15 protein-coding genes are annotated in these 17,480 nt (G+C 51.6%); 3 read left to right on the forward strand and 12 right to left on the reverse strand.

The annotated features are described in order from the left end of the window. Window positions 1-122 precede the first annotated feature (122 nt). Both nfuA and gntX read right to left on the reverse strand, forming a co-directional pair. On the reverse strand, window positions 123-698 hold the full coding sequence (nfuA, locus tag BSPA111_RS16800) for a Fe-S biogenesis protein NfuA (RefSeq protein WP_034460317.1): 576 nt from the start codon (window positions 696-698) through the stop codon (window positions 123-125). A gap of 58 nt (window positions 699-756) precedes the next feature. After that, a complete protein-coding gene (gene gntX / locus BSPA111_RS16805; RefSeq protein WP_183272292.1) occupies window positions 757-1,440 on the reverse strand; it encodes a DNA utilization protein GntX in 684 nt (227 codons plus the stop codon). A 38-nt stretch (window positions 1,441-1,478) separates the two neighbouring features. Here gntX and bioH point away from each other — a divergent pair, with 38 nt between their 5' ends. After that, the gene (bioH, locus tag BSPA111_RS16810; RefSeq protein WP_183272293.1) at window positions 1,479-2,255 is read left to right on the forward strand and encodes a pimeloyl-ACP methyl ester esterase BioH; all 777 of its coding nucleotides are present in this window, start codon (window positions 1,479-1,481) and stop codon (window positions 2,253-2,255) included. A 42-nt stretch (window positions 2,256-2,297) separates the two neighbouring features. Here the strand turns inward: bioH and feoC are convergent, their stop codons facing one another. The 5 genes from feoC to greB form a co-directional block, all read right to left on the reverse strand. After that, window positions 2,298-2,537, reverse strand: a complete 240-nt coding sequence (gene feoC / locus BSPA111_RS16815; RefSeq protein WP_183272294.1) for a [Fe-S]-dependent transcriptional repressor FeoC — start codon at window positions 2,535-2,537, stop codon at window positions 2,298-2,300. A 155-nt stretch (window positions 2,538-2,692) separates the two neighbouring features. After that, window positions 2,693-5,014, reverse strand: a complete 2,322-nt coding sequence (feoB, locus tag BSPA111_RS16820) for a Fe(2+) transporter permease subunit FeoB (RefSeq protein ID WP_183272295.1) — start codon at window positions 5,012-5,014, stop codon at window positions 2,693-2,695. A 54-nt stretch (window positions 5,015-5,068) separates the two neighbouring features. Beyond that, window positions 5,069-5,293 carry a ferrous iron transporter A gene (feoA, locus tag BSPA111_RS16825; protein WP_183272296.1) on the reverse strand — a complete coding sequence of 75 codons (225 nt, stop codon included), beginning with the start codon at window positions 5,291-5,293 and terminating at the stop codon, window positions 5,069-5,071. Window positions 5,294-5,723: 430 nt separating this feature from the next. Next, window positions 5,724-8,054, reverse strand: a complete 2,331-nt coding sequence (locus BSPA111_RS16830) for a Tex family protein (RefSeq protein ID WP_183272297.1) — start codon at window positions 8,052-8,054, stop codon at window positions 5,724-5,726. A gap of 121 nt (window positions 8,055-8,175) precedes the next feature. After that, complete coding sequence (greB, locus tag BSPA111_RS16835) at window positions 8,176-8,649, reverse strand: transcription elongation factor GreB (protein ID WP_183272298.1); 474 nt, start codon at window positions 8,647-8,649, stop codon at window positions 8,176-8,178. A gap of 236 nt (window positions 8,650-8,885) precedes the next feature. Between greB and ompR the strand changes: the two genes are divergently transcribed. Both ompR and envZ read left to right on the forward strand, forming a co-directional pair. Continuing rightward, window positions 8,886-9,605 (forward strand): two-component system response regulator OmpR, encoded by a 720-nt coding sequence (gene ompR, locus BSPA111_RS16840; RefSeq protein ID WP_001157751.1) that lies wholly within the window; start codon window positions 8,886-8,888, stop codon window positions 9,603-9,605. Continuing rightward, window positions 9,602-10,960: a two-component system sensor histidine kinase EnvZ gene (gene envZ, locus BSPA111_RS16845; protein WP_183272299.1), complete on the forward strand. Its 1,359-nt coding sequence runs from the start codon at window positions 9,602-9,604 to the stop codon at window positions 10,958-10,960. The genes ompR and envZ overlap by 4 nt, the downstream gene beginning before the upstream one ends. A 50-nt stretch (window positions 10,961-11,010) precedes the next feature. On the opposite strand, the gene pckA is transcribed toward envZ, so the two are convergent. The 5 genes from pckA to BSPA111_RS16870 all read right to left on the reverse strand — a co-directional run bounded on the left by pckA (window position 11,011) and on the right by BSPA111_RS16870 (window position 17,417). Then, a complete protein-coding gene (gene pckA / locus BSPA111_RS16850; RefSeq protein WP_183272300.1) occupies window positions 11,011-12,630 on the reverse strand; it encodes a phosphoenolpyruvate carboxykinase (ATP) in 1,620 nt (539 codons plus the stop codon). Between the two features lie 599 nt (window positions 12,631-13,229). Further along, a complete protein-coding gene (gene hslO, locus BSPA111_RS16855) occupies window positions 13,230-14,108 on the reverse strand; it encodes an Hsp33 family molecular chaperone HslO (protein WP_183272301.1) in 879 nt (292 codons plus the stop codon). 24 nt (window positions 14,109-14,132) lie between these two features. Further along, entirely contained in the window at window positions 14,133-14,534 is a 402-nt protein-coding gene (gene hslR / locus BSPA111_RS16860) for a ribosome-associated heat shock protein Hsp15 (RefSeq protein ID WP_183272302.1), read from the reverse strand. Beyond that, window positions 14,534-15,214: a GMP/IMP nucleotidase gene (gene yrfG, locus BSPA111_RS16865; protein WP_183272303.1), complete on the reverse strand. Its 681-nt coding sequence runs from the start codon at window positions 15,212-15,214 to the stop codon at window positions 14,534-14,536. Before yrfG ends, hslR begins: the two co-directional genes overlap by 1 nt. Window positions 15,215-15,275: 61 nt before the next feature. Beyond that, complete coding sequence (locus tag BSPA111_RS16870; RefSeq protein ID WP_183272304.1) at window positions 15,276-17,417, reverse strand: intracellular growth attenuator family protein; 2,142 nt, start codon at window positions 17,415-17,417, stop codon at window positions 15,276-15,278. Window positions 17,418-17,480: the final 63 nt, after the last annotated feature.

The raw sequence follows: 17,480 nt of genomic DNA on the forward strand, positions 1-17,480 counted from the left end.
TCTGATTCCCCTCACCCCGACCCTCTCCCAAAGGAGAGGGGGAAAACCAGTATCCATGTGTAGTGGAAAACCGGTCAGTCCCCTCTCCCTGTGGGAGAGGGTTAGGGTGAGGGCAAAATAAATCAGTAGTAAGAGTGCTCGCCACGTTGGTGCTCGGTCAAATCACGAACACCTTTCAGTTCAGGGAACTCTGCCAGCAGTTGTTTTTCGATGCCTTCTTTCAGGGTCACGTCTACCATTGAACAGCCGTTACAGCCGCCGCCGAATTGCAGAATCGCAAAACCTTCATCGGTAATTTCCATCAGCGTGACACGACCGCCGTGGCCAGCCAGCTGTGGGTTTACCGTGGCTTGCAGCATGTACTCAACGCGTTCCATTAACGGCGCATCATCAGAAACCTTACGCATTTTGGCGTTTGGCGCTTTCAGCGTCAGTTGTGAACCGAGTTGGTCGGTAACGAAATCAATTTCGGCATCTTCAAGATAAGGTGCGCTTAACTCATCCACATACGCGGTTAACTGCTCGAATTTAAGGGCAGTATCTGATGCTTCTACCGCATCCGGCGGACAGTAAGAAACCCCGCACTCCGCATTTGGAGTACCAGGATTAATGACGAATACGCGAATTTGCGTCCCTTCTTCCTGACCCGCCAACAGTTTGGCAAAGTGGGATTGTGCTGTATCGGAAATACGGATCATAACGATTGCTCAATAGTTGACTATTTTAGTCGGTTATAATACGCCCATCATCGAGGGTCTACAAGGTTCGACAAAGGCACCACACCTGGATAGTCGCCGCGCCCTGCTTTTTCAGCAACCGCGCAATTTCCGCCACCGTACTGCCCGTCGTGACGACATCATCCACAATAATTATATGGCGGCCTGCCACGGGAAAATCAACCCTGAAAGCGCCTTTTAGATTGTTGCGCCGCTGCCGGGCCGTGAGTTGATGTTGTGTTTGCGCGGCCCGAATTCGAATGATCCCCTTTGGGAAATAGTCACACTGTAGCCAACGTGACAGCGAGTGTGCCAGTAGGTCACTTTGGTTAAAGCCACGACGCCAGGCACGGCGTGAATGCAGTGGAACACTGACCATGCAATCAGGTTTGCACCCGCTTTGAGTACGTTTTGCCTCAAGCCCACGCAACATGATTAAACGCGCCAGAGCAGGTGCCAATGCGACGGTGCCATTGAATTTGAATCGCTGGACGAGCTGATTAAGCGGGGGTCTGTAATCCGTGACGAACACGATCGAATCCCACTCTGGAGGCTTTTGCACACAACGCCCGCAAGGCAAGTGCGTATTGGCGCAGGGCAGCCCGCAGCATGGACAGCAGGGCGGTGGCGTGGGTAATGCCTGAGTACAACGCGAGCAAATTCCCCAATGCGCACAAGCAAGTGGCATCTGGCATAGCCAACATAGCCCTGGGATTGTTAGCATATTCGCCTCCTTGCTGAACAAAATGAGAACAGTAACTGATGAGTAAGCTTTGGTGGCAGACAAAAGGTGAAGGAAAAGACGATCTTGTGCTGCTGCACGGATGGGGATTGAACGCGGAAGTGTGGCATTGCATTTGCGAGGAATTAAGCTCGCATTTTCGCCTTCATCTTGTCGACTTACCCGGTTACGGTCGCAGCCAGGATTTTGGTGCGCTGACACTCGAGGAAATGGCCGAGACGGTATTGGCACACGCGCCGGAACGGGCAATTTGGCTGGGCTGGAGTTTGGGTGGGCTGGTGGCAAGCCAGATTGCGTTAACTCATCCGCAACGCGTGAGAGGACTGGTGACCATTGCGTCCTCGCCTTGCTTCACTGCTCATGGTGACTGGCCGGGCATCAAACCTGAAATTCTGGCGGGTTTCCAACAGCAATTGAGTGAAGATTTTCAGCGTACCGTGGAGCGTTTTTTGGCGTTACAAACGCTGGGTACAGAAACCGCTCGCCAGGATGCTCGCCGCCTGAAAGCTGTGGTTCTCGAGCAGCCAATGCCAAGTGTTGAGGTGCTAAACGGTGGCCTGGAGATCCTGAAAACGGCGGATTTACGCCAGCCGCTCGGCCAGCTAACACTGCCGTTTTTACGCTTGTATGGACATCTTGATGGGCTGGTGCCGCGTAAAGTCGCGGGCTTGTTGGAAGAGCTTTGGCCGCAAAGTGAAGCGGTGGTTTTCCCTAAAGCCGCCCATGCGCCGTTTATTTCGCACCCGCAGGATGTTTGCCAGGTGCTGGAAGATTTTCAAAAGCGTCTTGAAGATTAAATAAAATGGGCAGGATTCACATCCGGCCCTTTCTCATTCATTTTAGGCCCGTAGCGCCCAGACTTCGCGAATACATTTTTTACCTTCCGGACAGCTTTTACAGCTTCCCGTCAGGCAGTCGTTTGGGTCTTCGGTGATGCGCATGGCTTTGCCCATCGCTTCAAGACGACTCAGCATCGCGTTAACCAGCGGCAACGGTGTGGAGAGCTGTTGGCTAATTTGCGTCGCATCCAGACGGCCTTGCAGCGCCAGTGCATCACGAATCTCAATTAAACTCGCCATGATATCCCCTTAGAGCCTATCTCATTAGGCTATTTTATTTGTGAGTTTTGCCCTGGGCTGTGCTCAAAATCCTCACGTACTTCGTGTACGTTCCGGTTTTTCCGCGCAGTCCGAGTCAAAACTCACTGCATCAATCACGCCTACTGAGATGGCTCTTAGTGACAATCGCCCGTGGTGCTTTTGCAGCACGCAGCTTCGACAGTTTTACGCGTCGTCATCAGGCTAACATCCACACGGCTACGCGCCCGGCGCAAACCACCTATCAACAGCACATTGAACAATACCACCGCGAGAATACAGACCAGGCTGTATTGCGGATGTGCACTAAACGTCACGGTCTGGTAGTAAAGCGTGGAAAGCGAGTAAGCAATATTCAGCCCCCAAAGTACGGAGAACATCATCCAACCACGGCTCGATTCACGTGCCACTGCGCCCATCACGGAAATACATGGGATGTAGAGCAGAACGAAAATCAGGTAGCTGTAAGCCGCTGCTGCGCTGCCAAATTTGCTGCTCATGACGCCCATTGCTCCGCTTGCCATTTCGCCGTCGCCTTTACTGGCTTCGATTGGGTTGGCCAGCACGCTCAGGCTAAAGGTGTCTTTCAGACTCTGCCAGGTTTCTCCGGCGGCGGCACCTAACTCATCTGTCAGGCTGAAACTGGCGGCATCAAACGGTTCTTCATGCATATCTTCTGCGGTGTAGAGGGTGTTGAGTGTGCCAACCACCACCTCTTTCGCCATTGCCCCAGTGAACAGGCCAACGGTCGCTTGCCAGTTGTCTTCATGCACGCCAATCGGCTTCAACAGCGGGGTGAGTACGCGGCTAACCGACGCCAGAGCAGAGTCGTTAATGTTGTCCACTTCTTTGCCGCTAAACGAGAAGCTATTCAGCGCACCGATGAAAATACTGACGATGACGATCACTTTACCGGCACGCAGCACGAAGCCTTTCAGGCGTTGCCAGGTTTGCAGCAACAAGCTTTTCAGGTGAGGGACGTGATACACCGGCAGTTCCATGACAAACGGCGTGGCTTCACCGCGCATGATGGTGTGTTTGAGCATCAGACCGGTAAGAATCGCCATCACAATGCCAAGAATGTAGAGCGAGAAGACGACCAACGCCCCCTGCTGACCGAAGAAGGCCGCAGCAAACACCGCAAAAATAGCCAGACGAGCACCGCATGACATAAACGGCGCCATCATGATGGTCATCAGGCGTTCACGTGGTGCGTCCAGCGTACGCGCACCCATTACCGAAGGGACGTTACAGCCGAAGCCGACAATCAACGGAACGAAGGATTTGCCCGGTAAGCCGAGCGACTGCATCAGGCGGTCCATAACAAATGCCGCGCGCGCCATGTAACCGGAGTCCTCAAGGAAGGAGAGGAACAGATACATCATGCCGATTTGCGGCACCAACGGCAGCACGGTGTTAATACCGCCACCGATACCCTGCGCGAGGAAAATTGTCAGCCAACCTGGGAAGTGCAATGTTGCGCCTATCCACTGAATGCCGTGGATAAAGATAGCCGCAGAACCACCGTCGAAAATCGGCTGCAACGCGCCGCCGATGTTAATCGCCAGCAAGAACATCAGATACATCACGAGCAGGAAGACAGGCAAGCCGAGGAAGCGGTTCAGGATAATTTTATCCATCATCGCGGTGAGGCGATGCGGTTCGGCGGTCAGACTGTTGCTGATGGAATCGCAGATGGCGGCGATGGTTTGATAACGCGCATCAGCAATCAGGAGTGCCGGATCTTCATTTTCTTCAGTCAGTTGGGTGCGAATGGCATCCAGCTTATCAGCGGCTTGACCGGCATATTCACGGCTATAGATATCGCCTTCAAGCATTTGCAGGGCCAGCCATTGGCGTTGCTGCGCAGGCATATCCTCTGGCATTTCTGCTGCCAGTGTCCGGGCGTTTTCAAGTAATTTCGGTGGGTAAAGGACTAAGTCGGTATGTGCATTAGGCTGACGGCGGTCAATTGCCAGCTTCAGACCTTCCATGCCACGGCCACGAGTCGATACTAATGGAACCACCGGGCAACCAAGGCGTGCTGCAAGCGCATCGATATCAATACGAATGTTTTGCTTCTCGGCAATGTCGAGCATGTTGAGCGCGACCACGCATGGAATACCCAGCTCGAGAAGTTGCAGCGTTAAATACAGATTGCGCTCGAGGTTCGACGCATCGACCACGTTTATCAGCAAGTCTGCTTCGCCGCTCAGAATGTAGTGGCAGGCGATTTGTTCATCGAGCGATGTCTGCGATGAGATGGTGGTCAGCGAGTAGGTGCCCGGCAAGTCGACCAGCGTGACTTGATGCGCAAGCGTTGAAAACTGACCTTCTTTACGTTCAACAGTAACGCCCGCCCAGTTACCCACTCGTTGGCGTGAGCCTGTGAGCTGGTTGAATAACGTGGTTTTCCCGGAGTTAGGGTTACCGATTAAGCCGATAGTTAATTTTTTCATTTTATTCGTGAACTTAAAGAAAATAGCAACGAGCGCGAGCGCTCACCCCGCCAGTCAGGCAATGGCTTCAACGTGCAGCAGTTCGAGATCTTTTTTGCGCAATACCAAACTGACGCGACGCGTTTCGATATGAATGGGATCGCCTAAAGGCGCGACACGTACAACGTTAAAGGACGAGCCTGGCAACATACCGAGTGATAATAATTTCTGGCGATATGAAGGGCTGATTTCGTTGGCAAAGCCGATAATTTTCCACGAGCTACTTGGCAAGAATCGCATAGGACCTACTTAGAGCTGGGCTCTTTAATTGCGCTAACGAGAAACGCTAACAAGAATTTTCTTTGGATGGAGGAGAATTAACGAACAAACCAATGATAATGAGAATGGTTTCTGTCTTCAATAAATATTTTTGTGATGAATAAGAGGGTGTGGCTTATTTCACAGGAAACAGAAGTTTATTTTATGGGAGGGTTTTGAAAGGCTGTTTTTATATAAAAATTAATAATAACAATGAGTTGTGTTTATTTTGAATTGATAAAATTATTATTTTATCTCTGTTAATGTTGTCTGGATATTTCAAGTGTTACGCATTTGATAAATATTAGTGCTGTTTTATATCGCGGTGAAAATTGATCTGCCGCAAATTATTAAATCAGACTTTTTCCGCTCTCTCCGGGTTAAGAGGAGAGAGCGGAATTAACAACGTATATTAGCGTTTCTTGCCTAATGCCGCGGCCAGCGCGTCACTCATCGCAGAGTTACCGCTACTACTTGCGGCGTTATCACGCCCACGAGGTTTCTGCTGTTGTGCCGGACGGCGCTCGTTTTGTTCACGCGGTGCACTACCACGGCGGTTGGACTCGCCAGGTTGCTCATCAAGACGCATCGTGAGCGCAATACGCTTACGCGCCAGATCCACTTCCATCACTTTCACTTTGACGATATCGCCGGCTTTCACCACTTTGTGTGGGTCATCGATGAATTTGTCTGAAAGCGAGGAGATATGAACTAAACCATCCTGATGAACGCCAATATCTACAAACGCGCCAAAATTGGTCACGTTAGTGACTGCGCCTTCCAGCACCATGCCAGGCGTCAGGTCGTTCATGGTTTCTACGCCATCAGCAAACTTCGCGGTTTTGAACTCAGGACGAGGATCTCGGCCTGGTTTTTCCAGCTCTTTGATGATGTCGGTAACCGTTGGCACACCGAAACGTTCGTCGGTAAATTCACGGGCGCTCAGGCCGCGCAGCGCCTCACCGTTACCCATCAAGTCCTGCAACGCTTGTTCGGTCGCGGCCAGGATGCGCTCGACAACCGGATACGCTTCCGGGTGAACCGTTGAAGCATCCAGCGGGTTATCACCATGGTTTATGCGCAGGAAGCCCGCACACTGCTCGAAGGCTTTCGGCCCTAAACGGCTGACTTTAAGCAACTGTTGGCGGTTCTGGAAACGGCCATTTTCATCACGCCAGTTGACGATGTTCTGCGCCATCATGCGCGTTAATCCTGCCACGCGGGTTAACAATGGTACTGACGCGGTATTCAGATCCACGCCCACGGCGTTTACGCAGTCTTCGACGACCGCATCCAGCTTCTTCGCCAACTGCGACTGGCTAACATCGTGCTGATACTGGCCGACACCGATAGATTTCGGGTCGATTTTCACTAACTCTGCCAGCGGATCTTGCAGGCGACGGGCAATAGAAACCGCGCCACGAATCGACACGTCTAAGTCAGGGAACTCCAGCGCCGCCAGTTCCGATGCGGAATAGACGGAAGCACCCGCTTCACTGACAATCACTTTTTGCGCGGTGACTTTCGGGAATTGTTCTTGCACATCGAGGAAGAAACGTTCGGTTTCACGCGATGCCGTGCCGTTGCCGATGGCAACCAACTCGACGTTGTATTTCTCACACAGTGCTGCAACGACGACGGCGGCTTTCGCTGCCTGCCCGGTGTGCGGGTAGATGGTGTCGAAGGCGACCAGTTTGCCGGTTGAATCCACAACCGCCACTTTCACGCCGGTACGCAGACCTGGATCGAGGCCCATAGTCGCACGCAGACCAGCCGGCGCCGCCATCAATAAGTCGTGCAGGTTGCGGGCGAAAACGTTGATTGCTTCGTCTTCGGCGCGTTCGCGTACGGTACCCATCAGCTCAGTTTCAAGGTGCATCAGCACTTTGATACGCCAGGTCCAGCTCACTACTGCACGGCGCCAGGCATCGGCCGGGGCATTATTCAGACGTAAACCAAGATGGTCGATAATCAGCTGTTCGCAATAGCTTTCACGCGGTGGCTCGTCGTGTTGCGGATCGGCATTCAGCGCGAGCTGTAAAATACCTTCGTTGCGGCCACGGAACATGGCGAGCGCGCGGTGGGAGGGAACGGTGGCAATCGGTTCGTGATGGTCGAAGTAGTCGCGGAATTTCGCGCCTTCCTCTTCTTTACCGCTCACCACATTGGCAACCAGATGCGCGTTCTTCCACAGATAATTACGCACTTTTGCCAGCAGCGCCGCATCTTCGGCAAAGCGCTCCATCAGAATATAGCGTGCGCCATCAAGGGCGGCTTTGGTATCAGCAACACCTTTGTCGGCATCAACGAAACGGGCGGCTTCTTCTTCTGGTGTGTGTGACGGCTCGTTCCAAAGCAATTCGGCCAGTGGCTCAAGACCGGCTTCAATCGCAATTTGCCCGCGTGTACGACGTTTTTGCTTATACGGTAAATAGAGGTCTTCGAGCTCGGTTTTACTCAGCGTGCCATTGATGGCCGCGGCGAGTTCGTCACTCAATTTACCTTGTTCGGTAATGGATTTGAGGATGGTCTGGCGGCGATCTTCGAGTTCGCGCAGATAGCCCAGACGAGTCTCCAGCTGACGCAGTTGAGTGTCGTCCAGCCCGCCGGTGACTTCCTTACGATAACGTGCAATAAACGGCACGGTATTCCCTTCATCCAGCAGGCGAACGGCGGCATCAACCTGTTCATTTTTGGCTTTTAGCTCGCTGGCGATAATGCGGCAGAGTGAATCATTCATCATGGGTTTGTCATCTGTCCAGGTAGAAATTTCAAGGCATAGTTATACGGATCGGAGGGCAAAAATGCCAGCCACAGCGCCCGACAGGTGATGAATCGGACAGTTCTGTTGCTGGCTGTGCGGGTTATTTCACATACTCGATATTATTGACGTACCACTGCGCTTCACCTGCGGGTGTTTGCACAATGGCGAGGTCGCCCACTTCTTTTTTCAGTAGGGCGCGAGCCATCGGGGAGTCGATAGAGATGTAATCTTTGCGCCCAAAGATTTCGTCATACCCCACGATACGAAAACGCAGCTGGTTTCCGTCGTCGTTTTCAATTTCCACCCACGCGCCAAAGAACACTTTGCCTTCTTGCTGCGGGGAATAGTCGACAATTTTCAATTGTTCGAGGCATTTCGTGAGATATCGCACTCTGCGATCTATTTCTCGCAGTCTTTTTTTGTTGTACTGGTAGTCGGCATTTTCACTGCGATCGCCAAGACTGGCCGCCCAGGTGACCTTTTTTGTCACCTCCGGACGCTCTTCTCGCCACAAGGCGTCCTTTTCTTGTTTTAGCTTTTCATAGCCTTCGCGGGTAATTAATGGCGTTTTCATCATCAAGCCTTGAATGAGTAGCACAATAAAGGTGATTTAAACCGAAATATCAGGGTGATGGCAATCCCAGAAATTTGCGAACCAAGTCATCATTTTTGGTTAAAAAGAGTCTATAACCATCTGTTTAATATGCTTTGTAACAATTTCGACTAGAATATATACCAGATTTGACTGGTCGTAACGCCGCAGTTTTTTAAGAATACGCACTCACTGTTCGAGCCTTTGGGAGTATAAGAATGCAAGAGAACTATAAGATTCTGGTCGTGGATGACGACATGCGCTTACGTGCGCTGCTTGAACGTTATCTCACCGAACAAGGCTTCCAGGTCCGTAGCGTTGCTAACGCAGAACAGATGGATCGCCTGTTAACCCGTGAATCCTTCCACCTGATGGTACTTGACCTGATGTTGCCGGGCGAAGATGGCTTGTCTATCTGCCGCCGTCTGCGCAGCCAAAGCAACCCAATGCCAATCATTATGGTTACCGCGAAAGGCGAAGAAGTTGACCGTATCGTGGGGCTGGAAATTGGTGCTGACGACTACATTCCAAAACCATTTAACCCACGCGAACTGCTGGCCCGTATCCGTGCTGTTCTGCGCCGTCAGGCTAATGAACTGCCTGGTGCACCTTCTCAGGAAGAAGCGGTTATTGCCTTTGGTAAGTTTAAGCTGAACCTCGGTACTCGTGAGATGTTCCGTGAAGACGAGCCTATGCCATTAACCAGTGGCGAGTTCGCGGTGCTGAAAGCGCTGGTGAGCCATCCGCGCGAGCCGTTGTCACGCGATAAATTGATGAACCTGGCGCGTGGCCGTGAGTACAGCGCGATGGAGCGCTCTATCGATGTGCAGATTTCTCGTCTGCGCCGCATGGTTGAAGAAGACCCTGCGCATCCACGCTATATCCAGACCGTATGGGGTCTGGGCTACGTATTTGTGCCGGACGGTTCTAAGGCATGAGGCGAGTCCGCTTCTCCCCCAGAAGCTCGTTTGCCCGCACACTGTTATTGATCGTCACCTTGCTGTTCGTCAGCCTGGTGACGACCTATCTTGTGGTGTTGAACTTCGCCATTCTGCCGAGCTTGCAGCAGTTTAATAAGGTATTGGCTTACGAAGTCCGTATGCTCATGACCGATAAACTGCAACTCGAAGATGGCACGCAACTGGTGGTTCCGCCTGCATTTCGGCGTGAAATCTACCGTGAGTTGGGAATTTCTCTGTATTCCAATGAAGCGGCGGAAGACGCGGGTTTGCGCTGGGCGCAGCATTACGAATTCCTCAGCCATCAAATGGCGCAGCAATTGGGTGGCCCAACAGAAGTGCGTGTTGAGGTTAACAAGAGCTCGCCAGTTGTCTGGCTGAAGACGTGGCTGTCGCCAAATATCTGGGTTCGTGTCCCCCTGACTGAAATTCATCAGGGCGATTTCTCGCCGCTGTTCCGCTATACGCTTGCAATAATGTTGCTCGCGATTGGTGGTGCGTGGCTGTTTATTCGTATTCAGAACCGACCCTTGGTTGACCTTGAGCATGCCGCTTTGCAAGTCGGTAAAGGCATTATTCCGCCACCCTTGCGCGAATATGGCGCGTCGGAGGTGCGTTCAGTGACCCGAGCCTTCAACCACATGGCCGCAGGTGTGAAACAGCTCGCCGATGACCGCACGCTATTAATGGCGGGTGTCAGCCACGATTTGCGCACGCCGCTTACTCGTATTCGTCTGGCAACAGAGATGATGAGTGAAGAGGATGGCTATCTATCTGAATCGATTAACAAAGATATCGAAGAGTGTAATGCGATAATCGAGCAGTTCATCGATTACCTGCGTACCGGGCAAGAGATGCCGCTGGAAATTGCCGATCTCAATAGTGTATTGGGTGAAGTGGTGGCCGCAGAAAGTGGCTATGAGCGCGAAATTGATACCGATCTGCAAGCTGGCGAATTGCTGGTTAACATCCATCCGTTATCCATCAAACGCGCAGCCGCCAATATGGTGGTGAACGCGGCGCGATACGGTAATGGTTGGATTAAGGTAAGCAGTGGCGGCGAGCTAAACCGCGCATGGTTCCAGGTGGAAGATGATGGCCCAGGGATTAAACCTGACCAGCTTAAGCACCTGTTCCAGCCTTTTGTGCGTGGCGATAGCGCGCGTAGCACCAGCGGAACCGGTTTGGGGTTGGCCATCGTGCAGCGTATTATCGACAACCATAACGGCTTGTTGGATATCGGCGTTAGCGAGCGGGGCGGTTTGCGGATACGGGCTTATCTGCCAGTACCGATGAAGAAGTCTCCTCAACCTCTCAATGGTGAGAGAGAATAAAAAAAGCCTTCCCGGCAGGGAAGGCTTTTTAGTTTTTAGGTCAGGTCGAATTAAATCTTCGGCCCAGCACTAACAAGCGCTGCACCCGCAGGGGTGTCGGTGTACTTCTCGAAGTTTTCGATAAACAACGTAGCCAGTTGCTCGGATTTTTCCTGCCACATTTCTGGTGATGCGTAAGTGTTCCGTGGGTCCAGGATGTGGCTATCAACGCCTTCCAGTTCTGTTGGAACAGCAAGGCCAAAGATTGGCAGCGTGAAGGTTTCGGTGTCGTCCAGAGAACCATCCAGAATGGCATCAATAATCGCGCGCGTATCTTTGATAGAAATACGTTTGCCGGTGCCGTTCCAACCGGTGTTAACCAGATAAGCCTGAGCACCCGCCGCTTGCATGCGTTTCACCAGCACTTCTGCATATTGTGTCGGATGCAGAGACAAGAATGCAGCGCCAAAACAGGCGGAGAAAGTCGGAGTGGGTTCAGTCACGCCGCGTTCAGTACCCGCCAGTTTAGCGGTAAAGCCCGACAAGAAGTGGTACTGCGTTTGATTTGCCGTCAGACGGGAAACCGGAGGCAGAACACCAAAGGCATCAGCGGTCAGGAAGATAACTTTGTTGGCGTGGCCCGCTTTAGAGACCGGTTTAACGATGTTATCGATATGGTAAATCGGGTAGGAAACACGGGTGTTTTCGGTTTTGGAACCGTCATCAAAATCGATAGAACCGTCATCGCGAACGGTTACGTTTTCCAGCAGTGCATCACGGCGAATCGCGTTAAAGATTTCCGGTTCGGCTTCTTTGGATAAACGAATGGTTTTCGCGTAGCAACCGCCTTCAAAATTGAACACGCCGTCATCGTCCCAGCCATGTTCGTCATCGCCAATCAGGCGGCGTTTTGGATCGGTAGAAAGCGTAGTTTTGCCAGTGCCGGACAGACCAAAGAACACCGCCACATCACCTTTCTCACCGACGTTTGCCGAGCAGTGCATAGAAGCAATGCCTTTCAACGGCAGCAGGTAGTTCATGATAGAGAACATGCCTTTCTTCATTTCGCCGCCGTACCAGGTCCCGCCAATCAATTGCACGCGCTCGGTCAGATTAAAAGCGATGAAGTTTTCAGAGTTCAATCCCTGCTCTTTCCATTGTGGGTTAGTGCATTTCGCACCATTCATCACCACAAAGTCAGCTTTGAAGGTTTCTAACTCTTCGTCAGTTGGACGGATGAACATGTTCTTAACGAAATGAGCCTGCCAGGCCACTTCGGTAATAAAACGTACGGAGAGGCGGGTATCCGCGTTAGCACCGCAGAAAGCATCAATAATAAAGAGGCGTTTGCCAGAGAGTTGTTGGGTGACGAGTCCTTTCAGATGCTGCCAGGTTTCTTCGCTAAGCGGTTTATTATCGTTTTTACCCTCGCCAGTGTCTGCCCACCAAAGGGTATCGCGCGTCGTGTCGTCACGGACAATGTATTTATCTTTCGGGGAACGGCCGGTAAAAATACCGGTATCAACAGCAATCGCACCGAGATTTGTTTCTATGCCGCGCTCAAAACCTTGCAGGTTGGGATTGAGTTCCTCGCGGTACAACGTGTCGTAATCAGGGTTATAAATCACTTCACTTGCGTCATGAATTCCATAAGCCTTGAGATCTTGCGGGGTTATGCCTTTAACTCGCATTTCACTGCTCCTTAGCCAATTTGTACTGCTTAATATTGTAGGGTTGTTTATGGGTTGTTAACCGCGACACTTATCATAGATTTGAGCATCCACTCGAATCCATATAGCGGAAAACGCTGTGAAGCGAGTCGCAACGGGGTGAGAGTATGGCAGGAAATGCTGGCTCGGCAGGGAAAATATTCTGAATATGTTAAAAAATAGTGCGATTAACGGACGAGGTGTGAGCGAGAGCGCATTCGTGTGCAAATGATGAAACACTTTGAGTCTGAATGCCTCACTCCGGCTGTCTCTTAGTCACATCTTTGAGACGAGCATGGGTTGTTTATGTCGGAAGCGGTGAAGTTTCCGTTCACCCGAAGCCTTTCGATATATGCAGTCACCGAACCGGTGAACGTCATAGGGGAGCCGTCGCTCCCTTATGGACCCCGACTCCCGGCAATTTAAAACCGGGCGCCGAGGTCGCCAGGAGGATGGCGTAATCCTCCTGGCACGTTCACCGTTAACGGCGGTTACAGAGATAATCAGCCGCACGGGTGAACGGAAAACCGGTGAAGCAAACAGATCTCACCGTGACAGACCGCTAAAGTGAGGTCAGGAAATCAATGAACCTGAGGGTCTGCCGGGGAGGCGTTGTTGCGGATCTCAGCGATGTCCATGGAGTTGAACACGTAATGGTTGCCGCAATAATCACAGTTCATGTCGATTTCACCTTCGTCTGCAATGATGCTGTTTACTTCTTCATCAGGCAGAGTTTTTAGTGCATCGGCACAGCGTTCACGTGAACACGTACATTTAAATTCGACCGTCTGCGGATCGTAAAGTGTCACTTCTTCTTCGTGGTACAAGCGCCACAGCACATCGTTGGCCGGTAACGTCAACAACTCTTCAGCCTTGATGGTTTCGGTCAGTGCTGCCAGGTGATTGAAATCATCTGCCTGAGCATCTTGTGCTGGCAGAACTTGCAACAGCATACCGCCTGCAGCAGGTTTGCCTTCAACATCGCCAGTACGGATGAACAGGCGCGTCGGTAACTGTTCGGAACGTAAGAAGTAATCTTCCAGACACGCTGCCAGAGTATCGCCTTCAAGCCCTACTACGCCTTGATAACGCTCGCCTTCAGCTGGTGTAATCGTGATCACCAGATAGCCGTTGCCCACCAGAGTTTTCAAGTCCGCATCAGCAGGGATTTCACCTTTAAAACGCGCAACACCGCGCATTTGCTGGTTATTATTGCCGTTAATCACTGCCAGGCTCATTGGGCCGTCACCCTGCAATTGCACGGTAATATCGCCGTCAAATTTGAGGGTTGCAGTCAGCAGGCTGGTGGCGACCAGCAATTCACCGAGAATCGTTTTAACGGGAGCAGGATAATCGTGGTTTTCCATGATGTGATGCCAGGTGTCGGAAACCGTTACCAGTTCACCGCGCACGGCGAAGTTTTCAAACAGGTAACGATGTAATTGGTCTTGTTGAGCCATAGTTTTCTCTCATTCAGGTGGCAACTATTCGTTGCCACCGTGTTTAAATTTCATCAAATCGCGACGCTCTTTTTTATCGGGGCGACGGTCGGGATGGGGCATAGTCAGCGCATTCATCTTGCGTGCCAGCGCCACTTTTTCCCGCTTAGTAATACTTTCTGCTGTCTCTTCATATAGCTGCGAGGCATCCGTGGCCGGGCGACGCTGCTCAGTGACAGCCAGTACTTTGACAGTTTTCTCGTCATTGCCCTGGCGTAGCGTCAGCATGGCATTCAGCTCAACGATTTTACTCGGCTTGCTGCGCTGGCCGTTGTAATGCACCTTGCCGCCTTCAACCATTTCCCGGGCAATCGCGCGGGTTTTATAAAAACGCGCAGCCCACAGCCATTTGTCGAGACGCACACCTTCAGACGATTTTTCTTTCATCACGACTCCTTAAACATCAACTTCGGGAGTAGTCGGCGATAGTCGTTCAATGCAGGATGGCGTTGATAGGTTTTGTCGGACTGGCCAGAATCGGGATTGGTCACACCCAAACAATAGCGAATGCCAAACTTCGCGGCGGAATCCAGAATCGGTTCGCTATCATCGATAAACAGCGTTCTCTCAGGTTCCAGCCCGGTATGCTCAGCAACAGCCTGCCACAACCGCTGATCTTCTTTCGGATAACCAAATGTGTGGGTGGAAAGTAATAAATCAAGGTGCTGAGCTAAACCTGTATGTTCGAGTTTGACCGCCAGATTATGTGGATGCGCGTTCGTCAATAAAATTCGGCGCTTCCCGCAGGATTTCAGGGCGTCGAGGAACGGAACGGTATCTTCACGTAACACTGCGTTTGGCCCTTGCGCGGTTGTCATCGCACAAATATCCAAACCCAGACGCTCACTCCAGTAATCCAGACAGTACCAGTTTAGTGTATGTTGCACGGCGTGATATTCCTGACGAATCAGCTGATGTGCTTCATCAAGTGGAATCGCTCTTTGCTGACTGACACATTCTGGTACCAGTTTCTGCCAGAAGTGATTATCGAACGCGAGATCCAACAACGTGCCGTCCATATCCAGCAAGACGGTATCGACATCTTGCCAGGCAATATCAATATGCATAGGGTCTTGGCCTGATTAAAAGAGACTGCGTGACAGGTTAGCACAACCTGTCACGCGAAGTTTAGAACAGCGGGCGTACAGCGGAGATCGCGGTCAGCGATGGATTCATGCAGTTGTCATAGTACTGCTGGATTTGCGCCAGACGGTTGCGGCTGCGGCGATATCGACAAATTGCCAGCGCACCGTTAACGAGTAGACAAACAATCATGCCGATAAGCAGCAGCGTGGTACTGATGTAACTCCACAGGCTGCTGCTGTCCGGGACCCGGTGCAGTGAAATATGCTTCGTCCCGTTCGCATCCTGTCGAATGCCTGTAATAATTCCTTCGGCTTTAAACGGTGTTTTGAGAAGCATATCGGCTAGCCGTTGGAACTCCGTCCATTGCTCCTGCGCCGGAATGTCATACAACGGAACCGGTGGCAAAGGTTGGTCTACCAGGTCGCTGCCTTCGTCACTCATGATCACATATCCGCCGGGCGCTGGGCTATTGAGAGCCTGTGCTGCGCGAGACGTTTCTCGGATAAAGAACGGTGCTGTAGACGTGGTAACCAGATTATCCAGCGACTCGGCACTGACCGGACGCAGCAGAACATTCACGCCAGTGAGTTTTCCTGAATCCGCTTTTTTGGTCAGGGTATCCCAATCTTTCGTGTTGCCCAGGTTCACCAAGGCATTTTTCAGCCGGATACATTCGTCATCAGTGGTGCAAAGCGCCTGGGTTTTCAGAACAATGCCAGCGAAATCATCCAGTAACACCATGCCTGATTTCTGAATGGCACTGCGTAACTGCGGGTTAACTTTAGAGTCATTGCTGGGCTGCGGATGAATTTGCCCGCTGACTGCCTGCGTCAATGCCGTGGCTTTGTCCATGATATCTGATTCCGGCACCGGCAGAGCCGGAGCGGTATTCCAGATGATTTGTGAACAATCAAATGGGGTAAACGGATACGTTTGACGCGCGGTGTAGTTATCTGGCGTGTGGATATTACACATACCCGTACCGTTTACTTTCAACGTGTCGCCAACCCGGAGCGTTTTTTTATCGAGATCAGCCACCGTTTTGGCTTCGATAGTTTGCGCGCCTTCCAGCCAGGACATGCTCAGTTTAAGCGGCATTTCTAACGGAACCCAGACAGTCAACATTGTCAGCACCAGCAGGCTACCCATGGCAATCACCAGGTTGCGCACCCAATGCTGAATAGGGAAGTTGCGGACTTCATCATGCAAAGACAGAAAACGCCCCTGGCGAAGCACATGACGGTCGAGATAAATATCAATATCTGTTTTTTGCCCAAGATCCTGAGCAATGTAGGGTTGCCAGTGTGCAGGGTAAATCAGGTCGATTATCCCTAACGAGATATTGTTAATCTGTTCCTGATTTGACTCACCGAAAAGTCCCCAACGCTTAGGCGTACCGCGTAAGCAGTGGACTTCACGCAGTGCATTTTTTGTCGGAGGAGCGAACAAACCCCACAGACTTGCCGCCAGCAGCATAAAGGCACCACCCACTAACCACGGTAAAACAACCGATGGGGTCACGAGGCACAAAAACAGCATTATGAAAGCCACACAAATGAGAATGGCCTCGCGCAGCCCATCAGGACGGCTTAGCGCGTATTCTTCAGGCGTTTCCTGACGGATATTCAGCAGCTCTATTTGTTCGCTTTCTTCGCCGCGAATGGATGCCTGACTATGAGGGTTTTTCTCAAGAGCGAAACCAAAATTTTCGCTGCTGTAGTCGATAAGTGTATGCCCGTTAAGGGAAATCACTAACGGCATGGTTTCCGTACGAATCAACTCAACGTAGTTATCGTTGGTAATGTATTGTTCCCAGAATGGCGGAAGATGCACTTCTACAGAGTCGAGGTAGTAACGCCACTTATTAGGATCGTCTGTGGATAAGCCATATCGGGTGATAGAGCGTGTGAGCGACAGCGCAGTGTTACTCAACGCATTGAGGACCAGTTTGGTCGGCGCGGCACTGGCGCCAGAGGGCCCCACGATATCCTGCGTGCGGGCTAAAGATTCAATGTAGTTTTCAACCGCGGCGCGTTCTTCAGCGGTTAGCTTGCGTGAGGTCGCGCCACTAAATGATTGTGCTTGTGATACTCGAGCGCGTAAGCGCAGGCTGCGCCAAATTAGCCACCCCGCAATTAAGATGCAGGCCAGCATAGCAGCTAAAAGAAGTAATAAGGTGCTCATGCTTTCCCCATCAAACACTCGTTTTCTTATTAAAACGCAGCAAGTTGCACCCCTGACAGCATT

Source organism: Buttiauxella sp. A111, assembly GCF_014189855.1.
GTDB classification, from domain to species: Bacteria; Pseudomonadota; Gammaproteobacteria; order Enterobacterales; family Enterobacteriaceae; genus Buttiauxella; species Buttiauxella selenatireducens.